Below are 15,753 nucleotides of genomic sequence, written 5' to 3'. Positions count from 1 at the left end.
CAACATACTGGCAAAATGCCAATTCTTGCCTGTAGTCGTATTTGCCTGGAGATGGAACAGCCGTGTTCAACACTCTTAACGCGGAAGATGTTCCGCAGTCGCCCAAGGTCCTTACCACACCTCTGGAAATTGCTGGCATCCTGCGGCTGCTACAGGAGAGCCACGACCCGCTGATCATTACCTTCCATGAACGCAATCAGCGGTTCCAGAGTTATCTGGTGGACATCGACCGCGACCGCAAAATACTGAGCCTGGACGAAATGATCCCGCGAGACGGTGAACGCTATCTGGAAAATGGCGAGGCGTTTCGCATCGAGGGCTTTCATGAAGGTGTGCGGGTAGCCTGGGAAAGCAGCGGCAACCTGACCATCAGTGAGACAGGCGAACACCGTACTTACCAGGGCAACCTGCCCGACGAGGTGCTCTACCATCAGCGGCGCAACGCTTTTCGCGCAGCGTTGAAGCTGTCGCAACTGGTCGATGTCGAGCTGGGCGGAGAGAAACTCAAGGCGCCCATCCACGGTAAATTGCTGGATATTTCCGCTACCGGCTGCAAGTTACGCTTTGCGGGCGACATCTCCCCGCGCCTGCAACTGGGTCAGGTCTATGATCGCTTCAGCGCCGCCCTACCCTTCGGCAGCATGAGCACGTCGGTGGAGCTGCGCCACCTACACTTCGAAGAAAACATTGATACCACCTTTGCCGGGGTACGTTTTCACAATATGAGCGGGCTGGTGCAGCGCCAGGTAGAACGTTTCGTCTATCAACTGCAACGCGAAGCGCGTCGGTTCGATAAGGACGACGATTTTTAACGCTGGGTGGCAGCAAAAAAAACGGGCGGTTCCTTCAGGAACCGCCCGTTTTTGGTTTCAGGGACGTGCCCTGCTCAAATCATGCGGGTGCTCGTCCGGGTCCAGGGGCTCGGAGGGCTCCTCCTGGGTGGGCGGTTGTTCCACTCTGTCCTCGGGGTCGACTTCGGAATCAGACTCCGTCGCAGTGGTTTGCATCTGATCCTGCACCACCTGCTCGTCCACCCGTGGATCAAGAGCGGCCACCAGCGGCGAACTGGACATACTGTCGGGCATTGCCACGTGATGCAGCGGAGCGTCGTCCACTTGATGCAGGTTGGTGACAGCCTTGGGCCGGATGCGCCAGACCAGTATCAACCCGCACAAGCTGAAGAAGGCATAGAGCATCTGGCTGCCAAACAGCTTCATGACCACACCCGCCAACAGCGGCCCGACACTCGCGCCGACACCGTAAGTCACCAGCAACATGGCCGTCAGTGACACACGGCGATCACTCTCGACGTGGTCGTTGGAAAACGCAACCGCCAGCGGATACAGGCAGAACTGCACCAGCGAGCACAAAAAGCCGACAACAAACAGTACTTCCAGAGGCACCTTGGCCATGAGTGCCAACGGTAACGCCGCTATCGCCAACCCCAAGGCGAAGCAGCGAATCAGAAGCGCACGGTCATATCGATCCGAAAGCCAACCCAATGGCCACTGCACCACCAATCCGGCGAAAATGCAGCTACCCATGAACAGACCGACCTGTTCGGTACTCAGCCCCTGCTGTGACGCATACAGCGGCGCCAGGCCGTAGAACGAACCGACGATCAGACCGGCACCCAGCACTGTACTGAGAGACTGCGGCACCCGCTTGATAAAAAAGCGCGGCTCCATCGGCGCAGGGTGCAGGGGCGCCGGGTGAATGCGCCGAGTCATGGCCACCGGCACCAGGCACAGGGCAAAACACAACGCGACCAGCATCAGCAGCTCAAGCCCCAGTTGAGGGTGCATGACCAGGATCAACTGACCCAATACCAGGCCCAGGTAGGACGCGATCATATAACCGCTGAATACCAGACCGCGCTGGTTGGCGTCTGCCTGCTCATTGAGCCAGCTTTCGATCACCATGTACTGACACATCATGCCCAGACCGACAACGATCCGCAGCACAATCCAGGCCGGCAGCCAGTCCACCAGCCCATGTCCCAGTACAGCCGCGCCGACAATCCCGGCACAGGTGGCATAGGCACGGATATGACCAACCCGGGCAATCAGCCGATGCCCGATCTTGCCACCCAGCACCAGGCCAAAATAGTTGGCCGCCATTAATGCACCGACCCACAAACTGTCGACATTATCAGCCGCCAGGCGCAAGGCCAGGTAAGTGCTGAGGAGGCCAGAGCCAATCAGCATCATCAAGGAGGCAAAATAAAGGGCCCGAAAAGATTTCCAGATTTTGCGCATCGGCGTTCCGAGCGGCTCCTTGCGGTGGGTGTCAGGCTATCTACACGATAGCCTGATTACGAAAAGCGTCATTAAACCCAGGCATCAGAGCACATCGATACCTGGGCATGTTTAATCCGACAAGTAGCTCAACTCCGGGATCTTCGAAGCTTGCAGCCTTCGATGAACACAGTGCGCAACAGTTCCCTTGCCAATCAGCTTTATCAGACGCTCACAAGCAGGAGACAAGGTACAGGCCATTGACAATATATCCCGCCAATCAGGCCTGCGGCACTGACTTAAAGGTGCAGGCAGCATCTGCATCGACAAAAAACCGCCACAGGCTCTGAAAGGGCTTGGGTAAGCGTTTCACCGACGCTTGAACGCTCACACCAAAAACATGCAAAACGACCTTATTTCCAGATTCAGTCCGATCAGGGGATCGCTTCATTCTGTTCGCCCCGGCAACCCTCCCCGCCGACTGCCTTCGCCAGACCACCACTAAAGATTTTTTCCTGCCTGCTTTTGCCCGGATGATCGCCGTATCCAGCCCCACCCCAGACCCAACGCTGCCGCAGCAACCGAAGCACAAAGGACGCTCAACTTTGCGGCAGATAGCAAACTGGCGTCGTCAAACGCCAGCGCGGCAATAAAAATCGACATGGTAAAGCCAATACCCGCAAGCAACCCGACAAGGACTACACCAGACCAGGTTACGTCATCAGGCAGTTCGCACAGTTTCGACTTTACCAACAAACCCGAGGCCAGTATTACGCCCACTGGCTTGCCTACTACCAACGCCAGGATCACCGCGATGAATACATGCTGGGAAAGCGCATTCTCCAGGTTCGCGCCGGAAAAGCTCACGCCGGCATTGGCAAGTGCGAAGAGCGGCATGATCCCGAACGCGACCCAGGGATGCAGCGCCGCTTGAATGCGCTGAACCGGGGAAAGCACCTCACGTTGAGCCTGGCGTATCTGCTTCAGAGGCTTGGAGATGGACTGTGCCTCGTTATCATTTGAAGAGAGTCGGTCTACCAACTCATGAAAGTTTTTTTGAATGGTTTCCAGCGGTTGCTCCCGCATAGGCATCGAGCGCACCGGGCTCATAAGTCCGAGGATTACTCCGGCCAATGTGGGATGCACACCTGTTTTGAGTAGTCCATACCAAATGATCGCCCCAGGCACTATATAGAGGGCCATATTGCCTATGCCCATCCGCTGAAGCATAAGAATAAGCAGCATGCCGGCTATTACGACTGCGATCCCCGTGTAATCAAGGTTTGAGGTGTAGAACACAGCGATAATCAGGATAGCCACGATGTCATCGATGATCGCCAGTGCCAGCAATAACACCCTCACACCAGCAGGTATCGACTTGCCGAGCAGCGCGAGTACACCGACAGCGAATGCAATATCTGTTGCAGTCGGGACAGCCCAGCCGCTGCTTGCCTCAGTGCCGTGGTTGATGGCGAGGTATATCAGGGCCGGGACCAGCACCCCGCCCAATGCGGCCCCCATGGGTAGCAATGCCATCTTGACGCTTGCCAGCGCCCCGGCGTGGATTTCCTGACGTATCTCAGCACCGACAACCAGAAAGAAGATCGTCATGAGCCCGTCATTCACCAGGAAATGAAGGGAGCGTGATGCGCTGGCATCGCCAAAACCAAGGGTGACCTGGGTGTGCCAAAGGTGTACGTAGCTCTCGGCATAATCACTATTTGCCCAAACCAAGGCAATAATCGCCGCTATCAGCAGCGCAATACCGCTGAGCGCTTCAATATGCGAAAAACGCTCAAGGGCGGAAAGCGCCTTTTCAGTGAGCACTTGGGGCCGTGGAATGGACGTTGGAGATGGCTTATTTCCAGGCACTAAAACTCTCCGGTTGGCGGTGCGAACCACGCTTGGAATTTAACCTGTCCTGCGCTTTATGCGACAGTGCAGACAGGGCTGATGGTATGAAGGTATGGGCCAAGGCGCAAATATTGCGGTTAGCCTCCCGCTTGAACTGTCTGCGGTTAAGCTATTCCAGTTGCCATGTCATCATGCTGACCGCAGGACCTGCACAGTACTTATTTCACTGGACACGAAGCATTTCAGGAGCTTTGAGAACATGATTGCTCGATGGCAATGGCTGTTAACGCAGATGACCAAACGACTTTGGTTCAGGGCCAGCCTGTTCTCGGTACTGGGCGTCATGACGGCATTGATCGCAATCGTGCTCAAAGACTATATCCCGGTCTCGCTGCCAGGGCGGATTGGCGCGGATGCGGTGGACAAGATATTGAGCATCATTGCCTCAAGCATGTTGGCCGTGACGACCTTCTCCCTCAGCACAATGGTTACCGCCTATGGCGCAGCCAGCACGGGTGTTACACCTCGCGCAACGACGCTGGTCATGGAGGACGCTACAACACAAAACGCGCTGGCGACCTTTATCGGATCCTTTCTATTCAGCCTGGTGGGTATCATCGCACTCAGTACGGGGGCCTACGGCACCCAGGGCCGCGTGGTGCTTTTCGCAGTGACCATCGCAGTCGTCATACTGATTGTCTATACGTTATTGCGCTGGATCGACCACCTTTCCAAGCTCGGGCGCGTCGGTGAAACAATAGACCGAGTCGAGACCGCCACGATCAATGCGATCCGACATAGAGTCAACTTGCCTTACCTGGGAGGCAGCGCCTATCCCCCCGGATTGAAGCTTGACCCAGGTAGCGTCAGCGTTCTCAGTCGTGACGTGGGTTATGTGCAACATATTGACGTACAGGCGCTGGCACTTATTGCAAAAAAACACCTGCTGCAGATTTATGTTGAAGTCCTTCCGGGCAGCTTTGTTCACGAAGGCGAGTTGATCGCAAGGCTTCTCCCCTCCGAGAACGCCCAGACTGGGGATCAGGAGTGTGATACCGACCCTATTTTATCGGCGGTAACGATAGGAACGCGCCGCACCTTTGAGCACGATCCACGCTTTGGCCTGTCGGTACTATCCGAAATCGCATCACGGGCACTTTCACCTGCGGTCAACGACCCGGGTACCGCCATTGATGTGATAGGCCGGGGCATACGAACATTCAACGCATGGGCAAAACCAGCACACTCGGAAAGTTCGGAGATTGACTGTCACAACGTACATATTCGCGGACTGTCATTAAGTGACATGTTCGATGATTTTTTTTCGCCCATAGCACGAGATGGAGCGGCCCTGCTTGAAGTCAATATTCGCCTGGTCAAGGCACTTGCCAGCCTGGCCCAAACCAACCCGGGACTATTCGGCGACCTGAGCACCCACCATATAGGCATCATTCTTGAGCGCGCCGATATTTCTCTAGCACTTGAACAGGATAAATCTCGCTTGAAAGCGTGCGTCTCGCAGGTGGCGGACGCTTAAGAACACCTGCAGGTTCGCACCAGCGCCCGGCATGTAGCTGTCGCGCTTGATGATCGCACTGGGATGTGGTCAGGTAGTTAATACAGAAAGGCACATAGCCCTTGTCAGACTTGGTGCCTTCAAGCCTGTTTTTACCCAAGATCCCGAGGTTTCATGCAAATCGAGTTACAGGAGATCAGCGATCATCTCTATCGTTTCGCTCCGTTTGATACGCTGCCCAAGGAGTCGGTAGACGCCATAGCCCGTCGGGTTGAAGTCAGCTACTTCAAGGCTGGCAGTGACATTCTGGAAGCGGGCGCAATCGTCCAGGACCTGCATTATGTACGTAGCGGTGCGGTGGAGATTTATCGACGCAACGGTGATCTCTACAACCGGCTCGTCGAAGGCGATATCTTTGGTCAAGCTGGCCTGTTGCGCAGCAACAAGGTTCGTTTTCCGGCAAGAGCGCTGGAAGACAGCCTGATCTACTACATTCCCGCCGAGGTGTTTGCCGACCTGTGCGCACAGCATGACGCCTTTGCAGATTTCGTCGAAGCTGAGGGGCACTCCAGGCTCAAGTCCGCCGTGGAAGCCCAGGGCCGGGCAAGTGAACTTATCCAACTCAAGTGTCGCGCCTTGATTTCCCGAGCGCTGGTGTGGGTGACCTCTGATACTTCTGTTGGCGAAGCCGCAAAGATAATGACCGAGCAAAGCGTCGCCTGCGTCCTGGTCATGCCGCCTGCCGGACTTCAGGCCGAGATCGAGGGAATCGTGACCGACAGGGACCTGCGCACTCGCGTTGTCGCGGCAGGAAGAGACAGTAACGCAACGTCCGTCAGCGATATCATGACCATCGATCCGGTGGGGATCAGCGCGGATGATTCGGTCTTTGAAGCGATGCTGGTGATGTTGCGGCGCAATATTCACCACCTGCCGGTACTTCACCATGGCCGGCCAATTGGCTTGATCAACCTGTCGGATATTATTCGCTACGAGTCCCACAGCAGCTTGTACCTGGTCAACAGAATCTCCAACCAGACATCCGTCGAAGGCTTGAAGTCGCTGTTGCGCGACCTGCGAGGCACTTACATCCGCATGGTGCGCGACGGTGCCACGGCTCACATGATCGGCAGTGCGATTTCCGGGATCGGTCGCGCCTTTACACAACGCTTGCTTGAACTGGCAGAAAAAAAACTCGGCCCTCCTCCAGTGCCTTACTGCTTTATGGTGCTGGGTTCCATGGCGCGAGACGAGCAATTGTTGGTGACTGACCAGGATAATGCGCTGGTGCTGGATGATAGCTTCGACCCCGCCTTGCATGATGCGTATTTCCGCAGTCTGGCGACTTTCGTGAGTGACGGTCTTGCTGCGTGCGGTTATAGCTACTGCAAAGGCAAAATAATGGCGACCAATGATCAGTGGCGCCAACCGCTGAAGGTGTGGCGCAACTACTTTGATCAGTGGATCGAGAAGCCAAACCCGACAACCCTGCTTAACAGCTGTATTTTTTTCGATCTGGACGGCGTGTTCGGCCGACTCGAACTGGTACAGGAACTCAAGACGTTGTGTGCCAGCAAATCCAGTTCACACCCAGGCTTTTTGAATGCCATGGCCAGGATTGCCCTTAACCGAACACCACCCTTGGGGTTTTTCCGTACCTTTGTCGTCGAGACCGATGGCCAGCAGAAAAGAATCATCAACCTCAAGGGACGTGGTACCGCGCCATTGACCGACCTTATCCGCATCCATGCATTGGCGTGCGGCAGCACCGCGCAGAATTCCTTTGATCGCCTGGATGCCATCGCCAGCACGCACCTCATGCCGCCTGACGCATTGAAGCAGTTGCGCTATGCGCTGGAGTTCCTGTCCATGGTGCGAATCCGGCATCAGGCCGACGCATTGGAACAGGGGGCCACCCCCAATAACTACGTTGAACCAGAGCGTTTTTCCAACAGCGAGCGACATAACCTCAAAGAGGCATTTCAAGTCTTGAGCAATGCCCAGAACTTCTTGCGGTTCCGTTACCCGGCGAAGGGCCGTCTTTCGCAATGAAGGACGCCAAACCGATTCCACCCCAGCAAATGCTGGATTGGTGCGCAAAATTCAAAGCCTTGGCTGCGAAAACCCGGCATGCGCCCTTGCGAAAGTACTACCAGGCAGGCGTGGTTGCGGCGCAGACGCCTATCGATCAAGTGCAATTTCTGGCCATGGATGTGGAAACCACCGGACTCAACGCGCAAACCCACAGCATCGTCAGCATCGGTTTGATGCCGTTTACGCTGAAGCGAATTCAATGCGGCCAGGCACGATATTGGGTGCTGAAACCCACGTCGGAGCTGAGTGAAAAGTCTGTCACTTTTCATCACATCACCCATACCGAAATATTGAATGCGCCCACCTTCCAGGAAGTATTGAATCCACTCTTGGATGCCATGGAGGGCAAAGTGATTGTCGTCCATTACCGGAACATTGAACGCGCCTTTCTGGGCCAGGCGACGCTCAGACTGCTGAAGGAAGGCCTGGAGTTCCCGGTGATCGACACGATGCAGCTGGAGGCTCGAATACATCGGCAAAAGCTGGGTTGGTTTGCACGGCTGATGCGCCGCTCGCAAGCCTCCATACGCCTGGCCGATAGCCGCGCACGCTATAACCTTCCGGCGTATCACGCCCACCATGCGCTGACCGATGCACTGGCGACAGCTGAATTATTGCAAGCGCAGATAGCCACTCTCCACTGCCCATCGACGCCAGTGGGGACGCTGTGGAACTGAGCGCAGAGAGGCTATCGATGACGTGTTGCAGCCCCCTTGAGGTATAGCCGTGTGACATGGCTGTACCTCAAGGGACGAGTTAAACGTACCCGCCGTTCAACTCACACACCGCAGGACTAACGCGGTTCAGACATCAGTCCTTTCACAAGGGAGATGCACCCCAGCATCAGCACGATAGCGAACGGCAAGCCCGTCGACACCGCCATCGCCTGCAACGCCACCAGACCGCCCCCAAGTAGCAGGGCAATCGCAATCACCCCCTCGATGACCGCCCAGAACACGCGCTGCGGGACCGGAGCATCTACCTTGCCACCCGCAGTAATCGTATCGATGACCAGCGAGCCAGAGTCAGAGGAGGTAATGAAAAACACGATCACCAGGACAATGCCCAGGAACGAAGTGATCTCCTTGAGAGGCAACTCCCCCAGCATGGCGAACAGCTTCAGCTCCAGGACTGCGTCCTTGACGCCCATCACGCCTTGCACGGTAGCCTGATCAATGGCCGTGCCGCCAAAGGTCGTCATCCACAGCACGGAGACCACAGAAGGTACGAGCAAGACAGAGATCAGGAACTCCCTGACGGTCCGACCACGGCTGACACGCGCGATAAACATCCCCACAAATGGCGACCAACTGATCCACCACGCCCAGTAGAAAGCCGTCCAGCCTTGGGTAAACTCGGCATCAGTACGCCCGAAAGGATTTGAAAGTGCTGGCAGGTACTCCACATAAGTGACCAGGTTCTTGAAGAACCCAGTGAAGATGGCCAAGGTCGGCCCCACAACGATAATAAACACCAGCAGCAGCAATGCCAGACCCATATTGATCTGGGAGAGCATCTTGACGCCCTTGTCCAGCCCGGCAAGTACCGACCACAGGGCGATCAAGGTGATCCCGACAATCAGTACGACCTTGCTGAGGTTCGTCGACTGGATGCCGAACAGATATTCAATACCCGCTGCCGCCTGCTCCGCACCAATCCCCAGGGACGTCGCGAGCCCGAACAACGTGGCGAATACCGCCAGGATATCGATGCAATGCCCCGGCCACCCCCAAACGCGCTCGCCCAGCAATGGATAGAAGATCGAGCGTATCGAAAGCGGCAGGCCTTTATTGTAGGAAAACAGCGCCAGGGACAACGCAACAATCGCGTAAATTGCCCAAGGGTGTAGTCCCCAGTGAAAGATCGTCGCGGCCATCGCCAGGTCGGCGGACGCTTTCATATCTCCCGCAGCGCCCCCTAGTGGTGCCCAGTCAGTACGTGCTCCGCTCGCATCGAGGGTGACCCCCCCCATGGACGCCGCGTAGTGGGACATCGGCTCCGCCACACCGTAGAACATCAAGCCAATGCCCATACCTGCGGCAAACAGCATTGAAAACCATCCAACGTAGCTGTGGTCTGGCTTGGCGTCTCTGCCACCCAGCCGCACCTTGCCCAGCGGCGAGCAGATCAGCGCAAGGCACAGCACCACAAAAATGTTGGCGATGCTCATGAAGAGCCAGGCTAGATGACTGGTCAACCAATTGCGGATGGCACTGAACAGCGGCTCTACTTCATTTTGCAGTGATAGCGTCAGAATGACGAACAACAAAATGGTGGCGGCTGAGATGATGAAGACTTTGCCGTGGATATCGAGCGAGAACGAAAACTCTCCTTTGATATTGTCTTGGCCGATGACGTAGTCGGTATCTATCAGGTTGGCGGCCCCGCTAGGAGCAGGAATGCCGTCCTCACTTGCAGGCTGAGGGCTGACAGGTAGATCGTCCTCTGGTTTTTGACCCATAAGAGCCTCCTTGGTTAAGGCACGTCGCGACGTGCGTTGAGCATAATCCCCGCTGTTCCTATGGTAAAAACGAGATGTAAGCCTTCCTATCGTAACAAGCTTTTCAGGATATCCGACATTCTCTGTCCCTGTTGGATGCACACGCTCAACTCCCGGCGCAACTGGAAATGCGTTGGCAGGTCATCATTTTCACGCCCGGCGCCAGCCTTGAGCCTGTCACTTATTCAAGTTTTCCATAACTACGAGAGTACTGCCGGAAGAACGATAATTTCTCGACAAAGCTGCTCACGATGGAAGTCAGACCCTGTGCGAATCCCTACCGTTCCTCAATAAAAACTCCAGATGCAAAAAGCCCCGCCAGGAAACCTGAGCGGGGCTCGTTATTGCACAGAAACTGATACCGAGCAGAGCATTCGGCGCAAAAGGCCAAAACGTCTTGAGAATAGATGGTGTCCCAGGGCCGGTTCGAACGGCCAACCTTCCCCTTAGGAGGGTCAATTTCGACCCAGCAGGCACAGCCACAAGCCCAGTATTACTGGGCCTTTTAGTCCCATTGAGTCCGTGAACATCGAGCGGTATAGTGCTTTTTGCTGCCACCCTGCTGTCACGGTCGAACCCTTGAAAACCAAAATCACTCAGAAGCTAATTGGCAGCCTAGCCGTCGAGGCGAAAGCATACCGCGTGCATGACACCGTGCAACCCGGTTTCTTCATTCGCGTACTGCCCAGCGGTCACAAGTCTTACATGGTCACGTGGGGCCGAAACAAGAACGCCACCCTCGGGCGTGTCGGGGTGCTTACTCTTGACCAAGCCCGAACCGAAGCCGCCCAGTACTTAGCCGATGCGCACGCCCATGGCGAGCCTCTGGCCATCGCCCAGGGTCGCAAGGGGTCAGCCCTGCCCTCGCTGCGCGACTTTATCGACGACACCTATATGCCGTGGTTCAAAGCCCATCACAAAGGCCATGAGAAGACGCAGCACACCCTCAGCAATAACTTCGACCCAATCATGGCCCAGCGCCTGGACGCGATCACCGGACGAGACCTGGAGCAGATCCGCACAGGATGGATGCAGGCCGGCAACAAGGCCTCGACGGTGAATCGAAAAATGGGCTCGATCAGTGGTGTTTTCAGTCGTGCCGTTGAGTGGGAGTACATCGACACACACCCGCTGGCCAAGCTGAAACAGCTTAAAGTCGATTCAAAGGGGGTGATTCGCTACCTGGCTGCCGACGAGACCAAGCGTCTACGCGATGCCCTGGACGCTCGACAGGATGAAATGAGGGCCGAGCGAGAGAGTGCAAACGCCTGGCGGACGGACCGCCACAGAGAGCCGATGCCAAGCCTCCTGGGACTGCCCTTCACCGATCACCTGAAGCCAATGGTGTTGGTATCGCTGAATACCGGCATGAGGCGCGGAGAGTTGTTCGACCTGAAATGGACAGCGGTGAACTTCGACACGAAGACAATCACAGTCGCCGGGGCCACCACCAAGACAAGCGATACGCGCCACATCCCGATGAACAAGGAGACTATTGGTGTGCTGGAAGCCTGGAAGAAGCAGGTGAGCAAGTCGCCGTATGTCTTCCCAGGTCAGGGCGGCGGTCGCTTTGAGGACGTCAAAAGCGCCTGGCTCAAGTTGCTTGAGCGGGCGCAGATCGACGGGTTCCGCTGGCACGATATGCGCCACGACTTCGCTTCACGCCTGGTAATGGCCGGCGTACCGCTCAACACGGTACGGGATCTGCTGGGGCACGCCGATATCAAGATGACTTTGCGCTACGCACATCTGGCGCCAGGAACAAAGGCCGCTGCTGTGGAGCTGATTTAGAACGGCGGCTCAAAGGGGACAATGGTCCGGCTTTCTTTATTTTCCTCTACGTGCTCAAGAAGGTAATTCCATAAATTCCGAATATTTCCGCGATCAAGATAGCCCACACCTTCGATCTGCCAGTGAGTGCCAATCTTTGCGGCCCCCTTATCCAGGAAGACCGGAGACGCCTTGATCGTCTCCCAAATGCGCTGCTCCTCAAATGTGAGGAGATTAGGCAAGTGATAGCAGAGATTGATAAAGCGCTCGCTTTCATCAGTTGACCACACCTCACTTACGGCACTGGCTACCGACCAATGCTCCGTATTTCCTCCATCATGGAATGGCACGTCAAGATCAAAAACCAATGCTTCAACTGCAGCCTCTACGACCCCAGTAATTGACTGCCGCTTTACCCGAGAAATGACATCGATCGTGAATTTGACCTTTGGGTCTAACCGGAGGGTCAGTGTTTCTGTCTTCCGCGATCCTTGGTTAGGTCTGTTCTTGGCCATCTCAAAATCTCCGAGCCATAAATCGAGCGACAATCCTAATCCGTACGTCCGAGCGAGTCCATACGTTCATACAAATCATATAGCATCAGTTGACGTACAGTATTCTCAGGGAATAGGATTGATCCACGGCCACTTAATTCTAATGGCCGATGGAGAACCAAAATGCTTGCAGCAGAACAACCAGCAGCCTTGTCCGTCAGCGTCGAAGACGCAGCTCGGATCGTCGGATATTCGCGATCGGGTGTGTATGAGTTGATAGCAAAGGGAGAGATCAAAACCTTCAAGCTTGGTAGGCGTCGTTTGATTCTGATGACTGAACTTAAAGTCTGGATCGAACGAGCAGCGAAGGAAGGTGCCCGGTGATTAGCGCGATGCCCCTGGAAAGAGGACCGGAAGGGATTGAATCAAGAGAACTGAGTGATAGAGAGAGCGTTAAGGCGGTGTTCGAGCACCGCCCTAACGAAAACACACTGGATAGCACCAACGTGAAGGCCAAACTATGACACGTCATTCTTCAACAGAGCAAGACAGCAAGATGATGGAGGCCCTGCGAAACGGGCCGGTATCGACCATCGAAGCCGCAAAAGAATTGGATATTGTCCAGCCGCCGAACACCATTCGTCGACTTAGGAAGAAAGGTCACGAAATCCGCACCTACTGGACGCATCAGTCCACTGAGCCAGGACGACCGCCACACCGCGTGGCCAAGTACATCCTGATGCGCGAAGCGTCGTAATCCGGAGACCGCAGGGGACGCCGCGAAATTGCGGCGTCCCTTGCGCCTGCCTGCGAGCTGCTGGCGGGCTTCAGCCCGTTGTTTATTCAGCCGAACTACGCTGAGGTCGATTCAGTGGAATGCCTAGCCACAAAACTACTTAGCCGCGGCGACACGGTGAGCATTGAGCGTGGGCAGCTCGTCATTCAGCCGGCGAGCGGCAAGCCCGTGCCGCCTGAGTGGATCAACACCAACCGGGCCAGGCTTTGCCGTGAAGCGCTTATTTCATTAGGCCTGGATGCTTTCGAGTACACGGATTATTCAACTGGTCACTATGGCAAAACCCGGAGTGCCGGTATCACGTTGCGGTTCGTCTCGCTAGTAAATGGGGAGTCTGTATACGCCGTTTTTAATGCAGACCTGACCCGTCAGCGGAACACAGCCGCAGCTAAGGCTGGCACGCTGCTTCCCAGGGGACAATTTCGTATAGGTAAGCGCAGCCACTTCTACAAATTCTGGATGGGCACGGGCTTGCCATTCCCTCGGCGCCTTTCAGCTATGCACGATTACATGGGGAAACTGCGTGGCGTCATGCTGACCGGATTGCTGACTTACGACCGTATTAACGCCGGCAGTTTGGCGCCTATCAGCCTGACTGCCGAGCAATTCAGAAAGGCAATTTTGCCGGACAAACTCCGGACAATATCCGGACAACTGCCGGACAAATTCCGGACAAGAGCCCCGGACAAGGAAAACGCTCCAGCCCATGCAGTGCGAGGGTTACAGCCAATTTCAACTACGTGCGTTTCAAACCACGAAAACAAGTTAATAAGAAAGGACGAATACAAGACAGCTTCCATAATTGATTTACCTATCCCTAAGCCTCCTCAGGATCAGAGTGTTGACGAGTGGTTGGAGGCATACAGTTCGACCTGATCTGCTTTGCCGAGAAGGCACCAACCGCCAGCAAATGAAAAAAGGGCACCACCCTGTTTCGGGGTAGTGCCCTTGATCCTGCAAAGGTTTCGTTGCTTATCAGCCCTACTCCAACACCACCGCGCGGTATTGCTGACCGCCGCCCAGGTCATCCGAGCCGAACAGAGCCTGATTGACTGCCTTCCTACTCTCAAGCAGACAGTCATGCTCATCATGAGTGCCAATATCCGCCGCAACCCACTCAGGTAGCTCCTGACGCCGCCGCATCTCGCTCAGGTGCGTCCACCACCGGCTAGCGTGCGTCCGCTCGGCAGAAATCGCCTCGGTCACATTGTTGCTGCGCTGGTCCAGCAAGTAGTGAGGCAATGGCGGTGCCTTCTGCGCTTCATCGTTCGCGTCATCCAGCTCGTTTTCCATGCACTCACACCACTGATACACCTTGGTGTTCCAGTCGTTTATCTCGAGGGTGCCCAACTGCGCGAAAGCGTGAGGCGTACTGTTTTCGGGGAAGGTCTCCAGCATCAGCGTGAAGATTGCGCGCACGCTTTCGAGCGCACTGGTCACTTCGTACAGATCCTGCACGCCGGTCTCGGCTATTTCCTTGTAGGAGCGGCTCATTGGTCACCCCCGGCGCTCAGCGCAGCACACCCGGACAGGGAAGCGGCAATTTCCTCGCGGTTACAGTCGGCGGTGTTGGCGCCATCAGCGGCCAGGTTCCACGCAACGTCTACCAAGTTGCGGACGTGCTGGCTGGTGCCCTTATCCGCCAGCGCGGCGTAGAGCACTGCTTCAACCTTGCGCAGGGCGATCTGGGCGCTTTCGAGGTCTTCAAGCGCGTCATGGGCAATCTCTTTGATGGTGCGGGCCTGGGCGCTCATACGACACCCCCCAAGCAGATCCCGCGCGATGGGACGGCGCCCGGCAGAACCTTGAAGCTGATGTCGCCCAGGATCTTCAACGGGGCCAGCTCAGTGAGCTTGATGTTGGCTGGCAGCGCCATGGTGGCGATGATCTGGCCGCGCGCATCCAGAATTTGGATGGTATTCTGTTTAAATTGCATGACGTTCACCTTCGAAGTTGCGTCGTGTGATCGCCAGGCCGCTGTTAGCGCAGCGGCTTGGCACCTTTTCTGAGATGGCCCAAATCTGGACCATCGATTCAATCGGCTAAGGTTTCAGCCGATTACTGCTTGCTCTTCTCGTTGATCCAGCCTGCCGCCCAGCTCAAGGGATCTTTCGTGCCCATCGGTTTGAGTGGTTTCCCATCTCGCGCCGCCTGCTTGCCTTCCTCCTCCGTTTCGGTGTGAACCCACACCGTGGTTTGCCTGAAGCCCAATTCGCGTTGCCGCTCCTTGTAGATCCTTTGACGATCAGCCGCCGATAGCGGTCGCTTCGATTCGTCTTCACTCATTGCCGCCTCCGTTAGCAGTCACGATAGATCAATGATGCGCCATCGTTAGCAGTCACGCAATAGAGGGTGCGAAATAATTTACGCCCGCTCAAAATCGCGTTGATCGAAGCCGGGGCTCCGTAGGGCACGGGGGATACGGAGGCGCCATGAGACAAGAAAGAAATCACGGAACTGGACAGCGTGATGGCGAATGGCTATTTTCGAGC

The 15,753-nt window shown here is 55.8% G+C and carries 16 protein-coding genes; 8 read left to right on the top strand and 8 right to left on the bottom strand.

The genetic code is table 11. The features are described 5' to 3' along the window. Positions 1-62: 62 nt before the first annotated feature. Positions 63-812 (top strand): flagellar brake protein, encoded by a 750-nt coding sequence (locus OQ460_RS06765; protein ID WP_410021080.1) that lies wholly within the window; start codon positions 63-65, stop codon positions 810-812. 57 nt (positions 813-869) lie between these two features. On the opposite strand, the gene OQ460_RS06760 is transcribed toward OQ460_RS06765, so the two are convergent. Further along, the gene (locus tag OQ460_RS06760; protein ID WP_410021079.1) at positions 870-2,258 is read right to left on the bottom strand and encodes an MFS transporter; all 1,389 of its coding nucleotides are present in this window, start codon (positions 2,256-2,258) and stop codon (positions 870-872) included. 480 nt (positions 2,259-2,738) lie between these two features. Further along, positions 2,739-4,064 carry a Na+/H+ antiporter NhaA gene (gene nhaA, locus OQ460_RS06755; protein ID WP_410021078.1) on the bottom strand — a complete coding sequence of 442 codons (1,326 nt, stop codon included), beginning with the start codon at positions 4,062-4,064 and terminating at the stop codon, positions 2,739-2,741. 286 nt (positions 4,065-4,350) lie between these two features. On the opposite strand from nhaA, the gene OQ460_RS06750 reads away from it, so the two are divergent. The 3 genes from OQ460_RS06750 (at position 4,351) to OQ460_RS06740 (ending at position 8,378) form a co-directional block, all read left to right on the top strand. Next, positions 4,351-5,628, top strand: a complete 1,278-nt coding sequence (locus OQ460_RS06750) for a DUF2254 domain-containing protein (RefSeq protein WP_410021077.1) — start codon at positions 4,351-4,353, stop codon at positions 5,626-5,628. A gap of 153 nt (positions 5,629-5,781) precedes the next feature. Continuing rightward, complete coding sequence (locus tag OQ460_RS06745) at positions 5,782-7,659, top strand: DUF294 nucleotidyltransferase-like domain-containing protein (protein WP_410021076.1); 1,878 nt, start codon at positions 5,782-5,784, stop codon at positions 7,657-7,659. Then, positions 7,656-8,378, top strand: coding sequence for a 3'-5' exonuclease (locus tag OQ460_RS06740; protein WP_410021075.1), 723 nt, complete (start codon positions 7,656-7,658; stop codon positions 8,376-8,378). The genes OQ460_RS06745 and OQ460_RS06740 overlap by 4 nt, the downstream gene beginning before the upstream one ends. Before the next feature lie 116 nt (positions 8,379-8,494). On the opposite strand, the gene OQ460_RS06735 is transcribed toward OQ460_RS06740, so the two are convergent. Beyond that, complete coding sequence (locus OQ460_RS06735; protein ID WP_410021074.1) at positions 8,495-10,162, bottom strand: BCCT family transporter; 1,668 nt, start codon at positions 10,160-10,162, stop codon at positions 8,495-8,497. Between the two features lie 618 nt (positions 10,163-10,780). On the opposite strand from OQ460_RS06735, the gene OQ460_RS06730 reads away from it, so the two are divergent. Beyond that, on the top strand, positions 10,781-11,992 hold the full coding sequence (locus OQ460_RS06730; RefSeq protein ID WP_410021073.1) for a phage integrase: 1,212 nt from the start codon (positions 10,781-10,783) through the stop codon (positions 11,990-11,992). Here the strand turns inward: OQ460_RS06730 and OQ460_RS06725 are convergent. Then, complete coding sequence (locus tag OQ460_RS06725; RefSeq protein ID WP_395610955.1) at positions 11,989-12,486, bottom strand: hypothetical protein; 498 nt, start codon at positions 12,484-12,486, stop codon at positions 11,989-11,991. The two genes, OQ460_RS06730 and OQ460_RS06725, sit on opposite strands and share 4 nt — an antisense overlap. Positions 12,487-12,648: 162 nt before the next feature. On the opposite strand from OQ460_RS06725, the gene OQ460_RS06720 reads away from it, so the two are divergent. From OQ460_RS06720 to OQ460_RS06710, 3 genes are all read left to right on the top strand, one after another. After that, positions 12,649-12,849, top strand: a complete 201-nt coding sequence (locus OQ460_RS06720; RefSeq protein ID WP_161776283.1) for a helix-turn-helix domain-containing protein — start codon at positions 12,649-12,651, stop codon at positions 12,847-12,849. Between the two features lie 136 nt (positions 12,850-12,985). Continuing rightward, entirely contained in the window at positions 12,986-13,222 is a 237-nt protein-coding gene (locus OQ460_RS06715) for a helix-turn-helix domain-containing protein (RefSeq protein ID WP_308907906.1), read from the top strand. 156 nt (positions 13,223-13,378) lie between these two features. After that, the gene (locus OQ460_RS06710; RefSeq protein ID WP_410021072.1) at positions 13,379-14,137 is read left to right on the top strand and encodes a hypothetical protein; all 759 of its coding nucleotides are present in this window, start codon (positions 13,379-13,381) and stop codon (positions 14,135-14,137) included. Positions 14,138-14,242: 105 nt separating this feature from the next. Here OQ460_RS06710 and OQ460_RS06705 read toward each other — a convergent pair whose 3' ends face one another. The 4 genes from OQ460_RS06705 to OQ460_RS06690 all read right to left on the bottom strand — a co-directional run bounded on the left by OQ460_RS06705 (position 14,243) and on the right by OQ460_RS06690 (position 15,547). Next, entirely contained in the window at positions 14,243-14,755 is a 513-nt protein-coding gene (locus tag OQ460_RS06705; RefSeq protein WP_410021071.1) for a hypothetical protein, read from the bottom strand. Next, a complete protein-coding gene (locus OQ460_RS06700) occupies positions 14,752-15,015 on the bottom strand; it encodes a hypothetical protein (protein WP_410021070.1) in 264 nt (87 codons plus the stop codon). Before OQ460_RS06700 ends, OQ460_RS06705 begins: the two co-directional genes overlap by 4 nt. Continuing rightward, a complete protein-coding gene (locus tag OQ460_RS06695) occupies positions 15,012-15,197 on the bottom strand; it encodes a hypothetical protein (protein WP_410021069.1) in 186 nt (61 codons plus the stop codon). The genes OQ460_RS06700 and OQ460_RS06695 overlap by 4 nt, the downstream gene beginning before the upstream one ends. Before the next feature lie 122 nt (positions 15,198-15,319). After that, positions 15,320-15,547 (bottom strand): hypothetical protein, encoded by a 228-nt coding sequence (locus OQ460_RS06690; protein WP_410021068.1) that lies wholly within the window; start codon positions 15,545-15,547, stop codon positions 15,320-15,322. Between the last annotated feature and the right edge of the window lie 206 nt (positions 15,548-15,753).

The organism is Pseudomonas imrae (assembly GCF_046352735.2).
GTDB classification, from domain to species: Bacteria; Pseudomonadota; Gammaproteobacteria; order Pseudomonadales; family Pseudomonadaceae; genus Aquipseudomonas; species Aquipseudomonas imrae.
The sequence above is the reverse complement of the archived record's forward strand: the minus strand, read 5'-3'. Positions and strand labels throughout refer to the sequence as shown.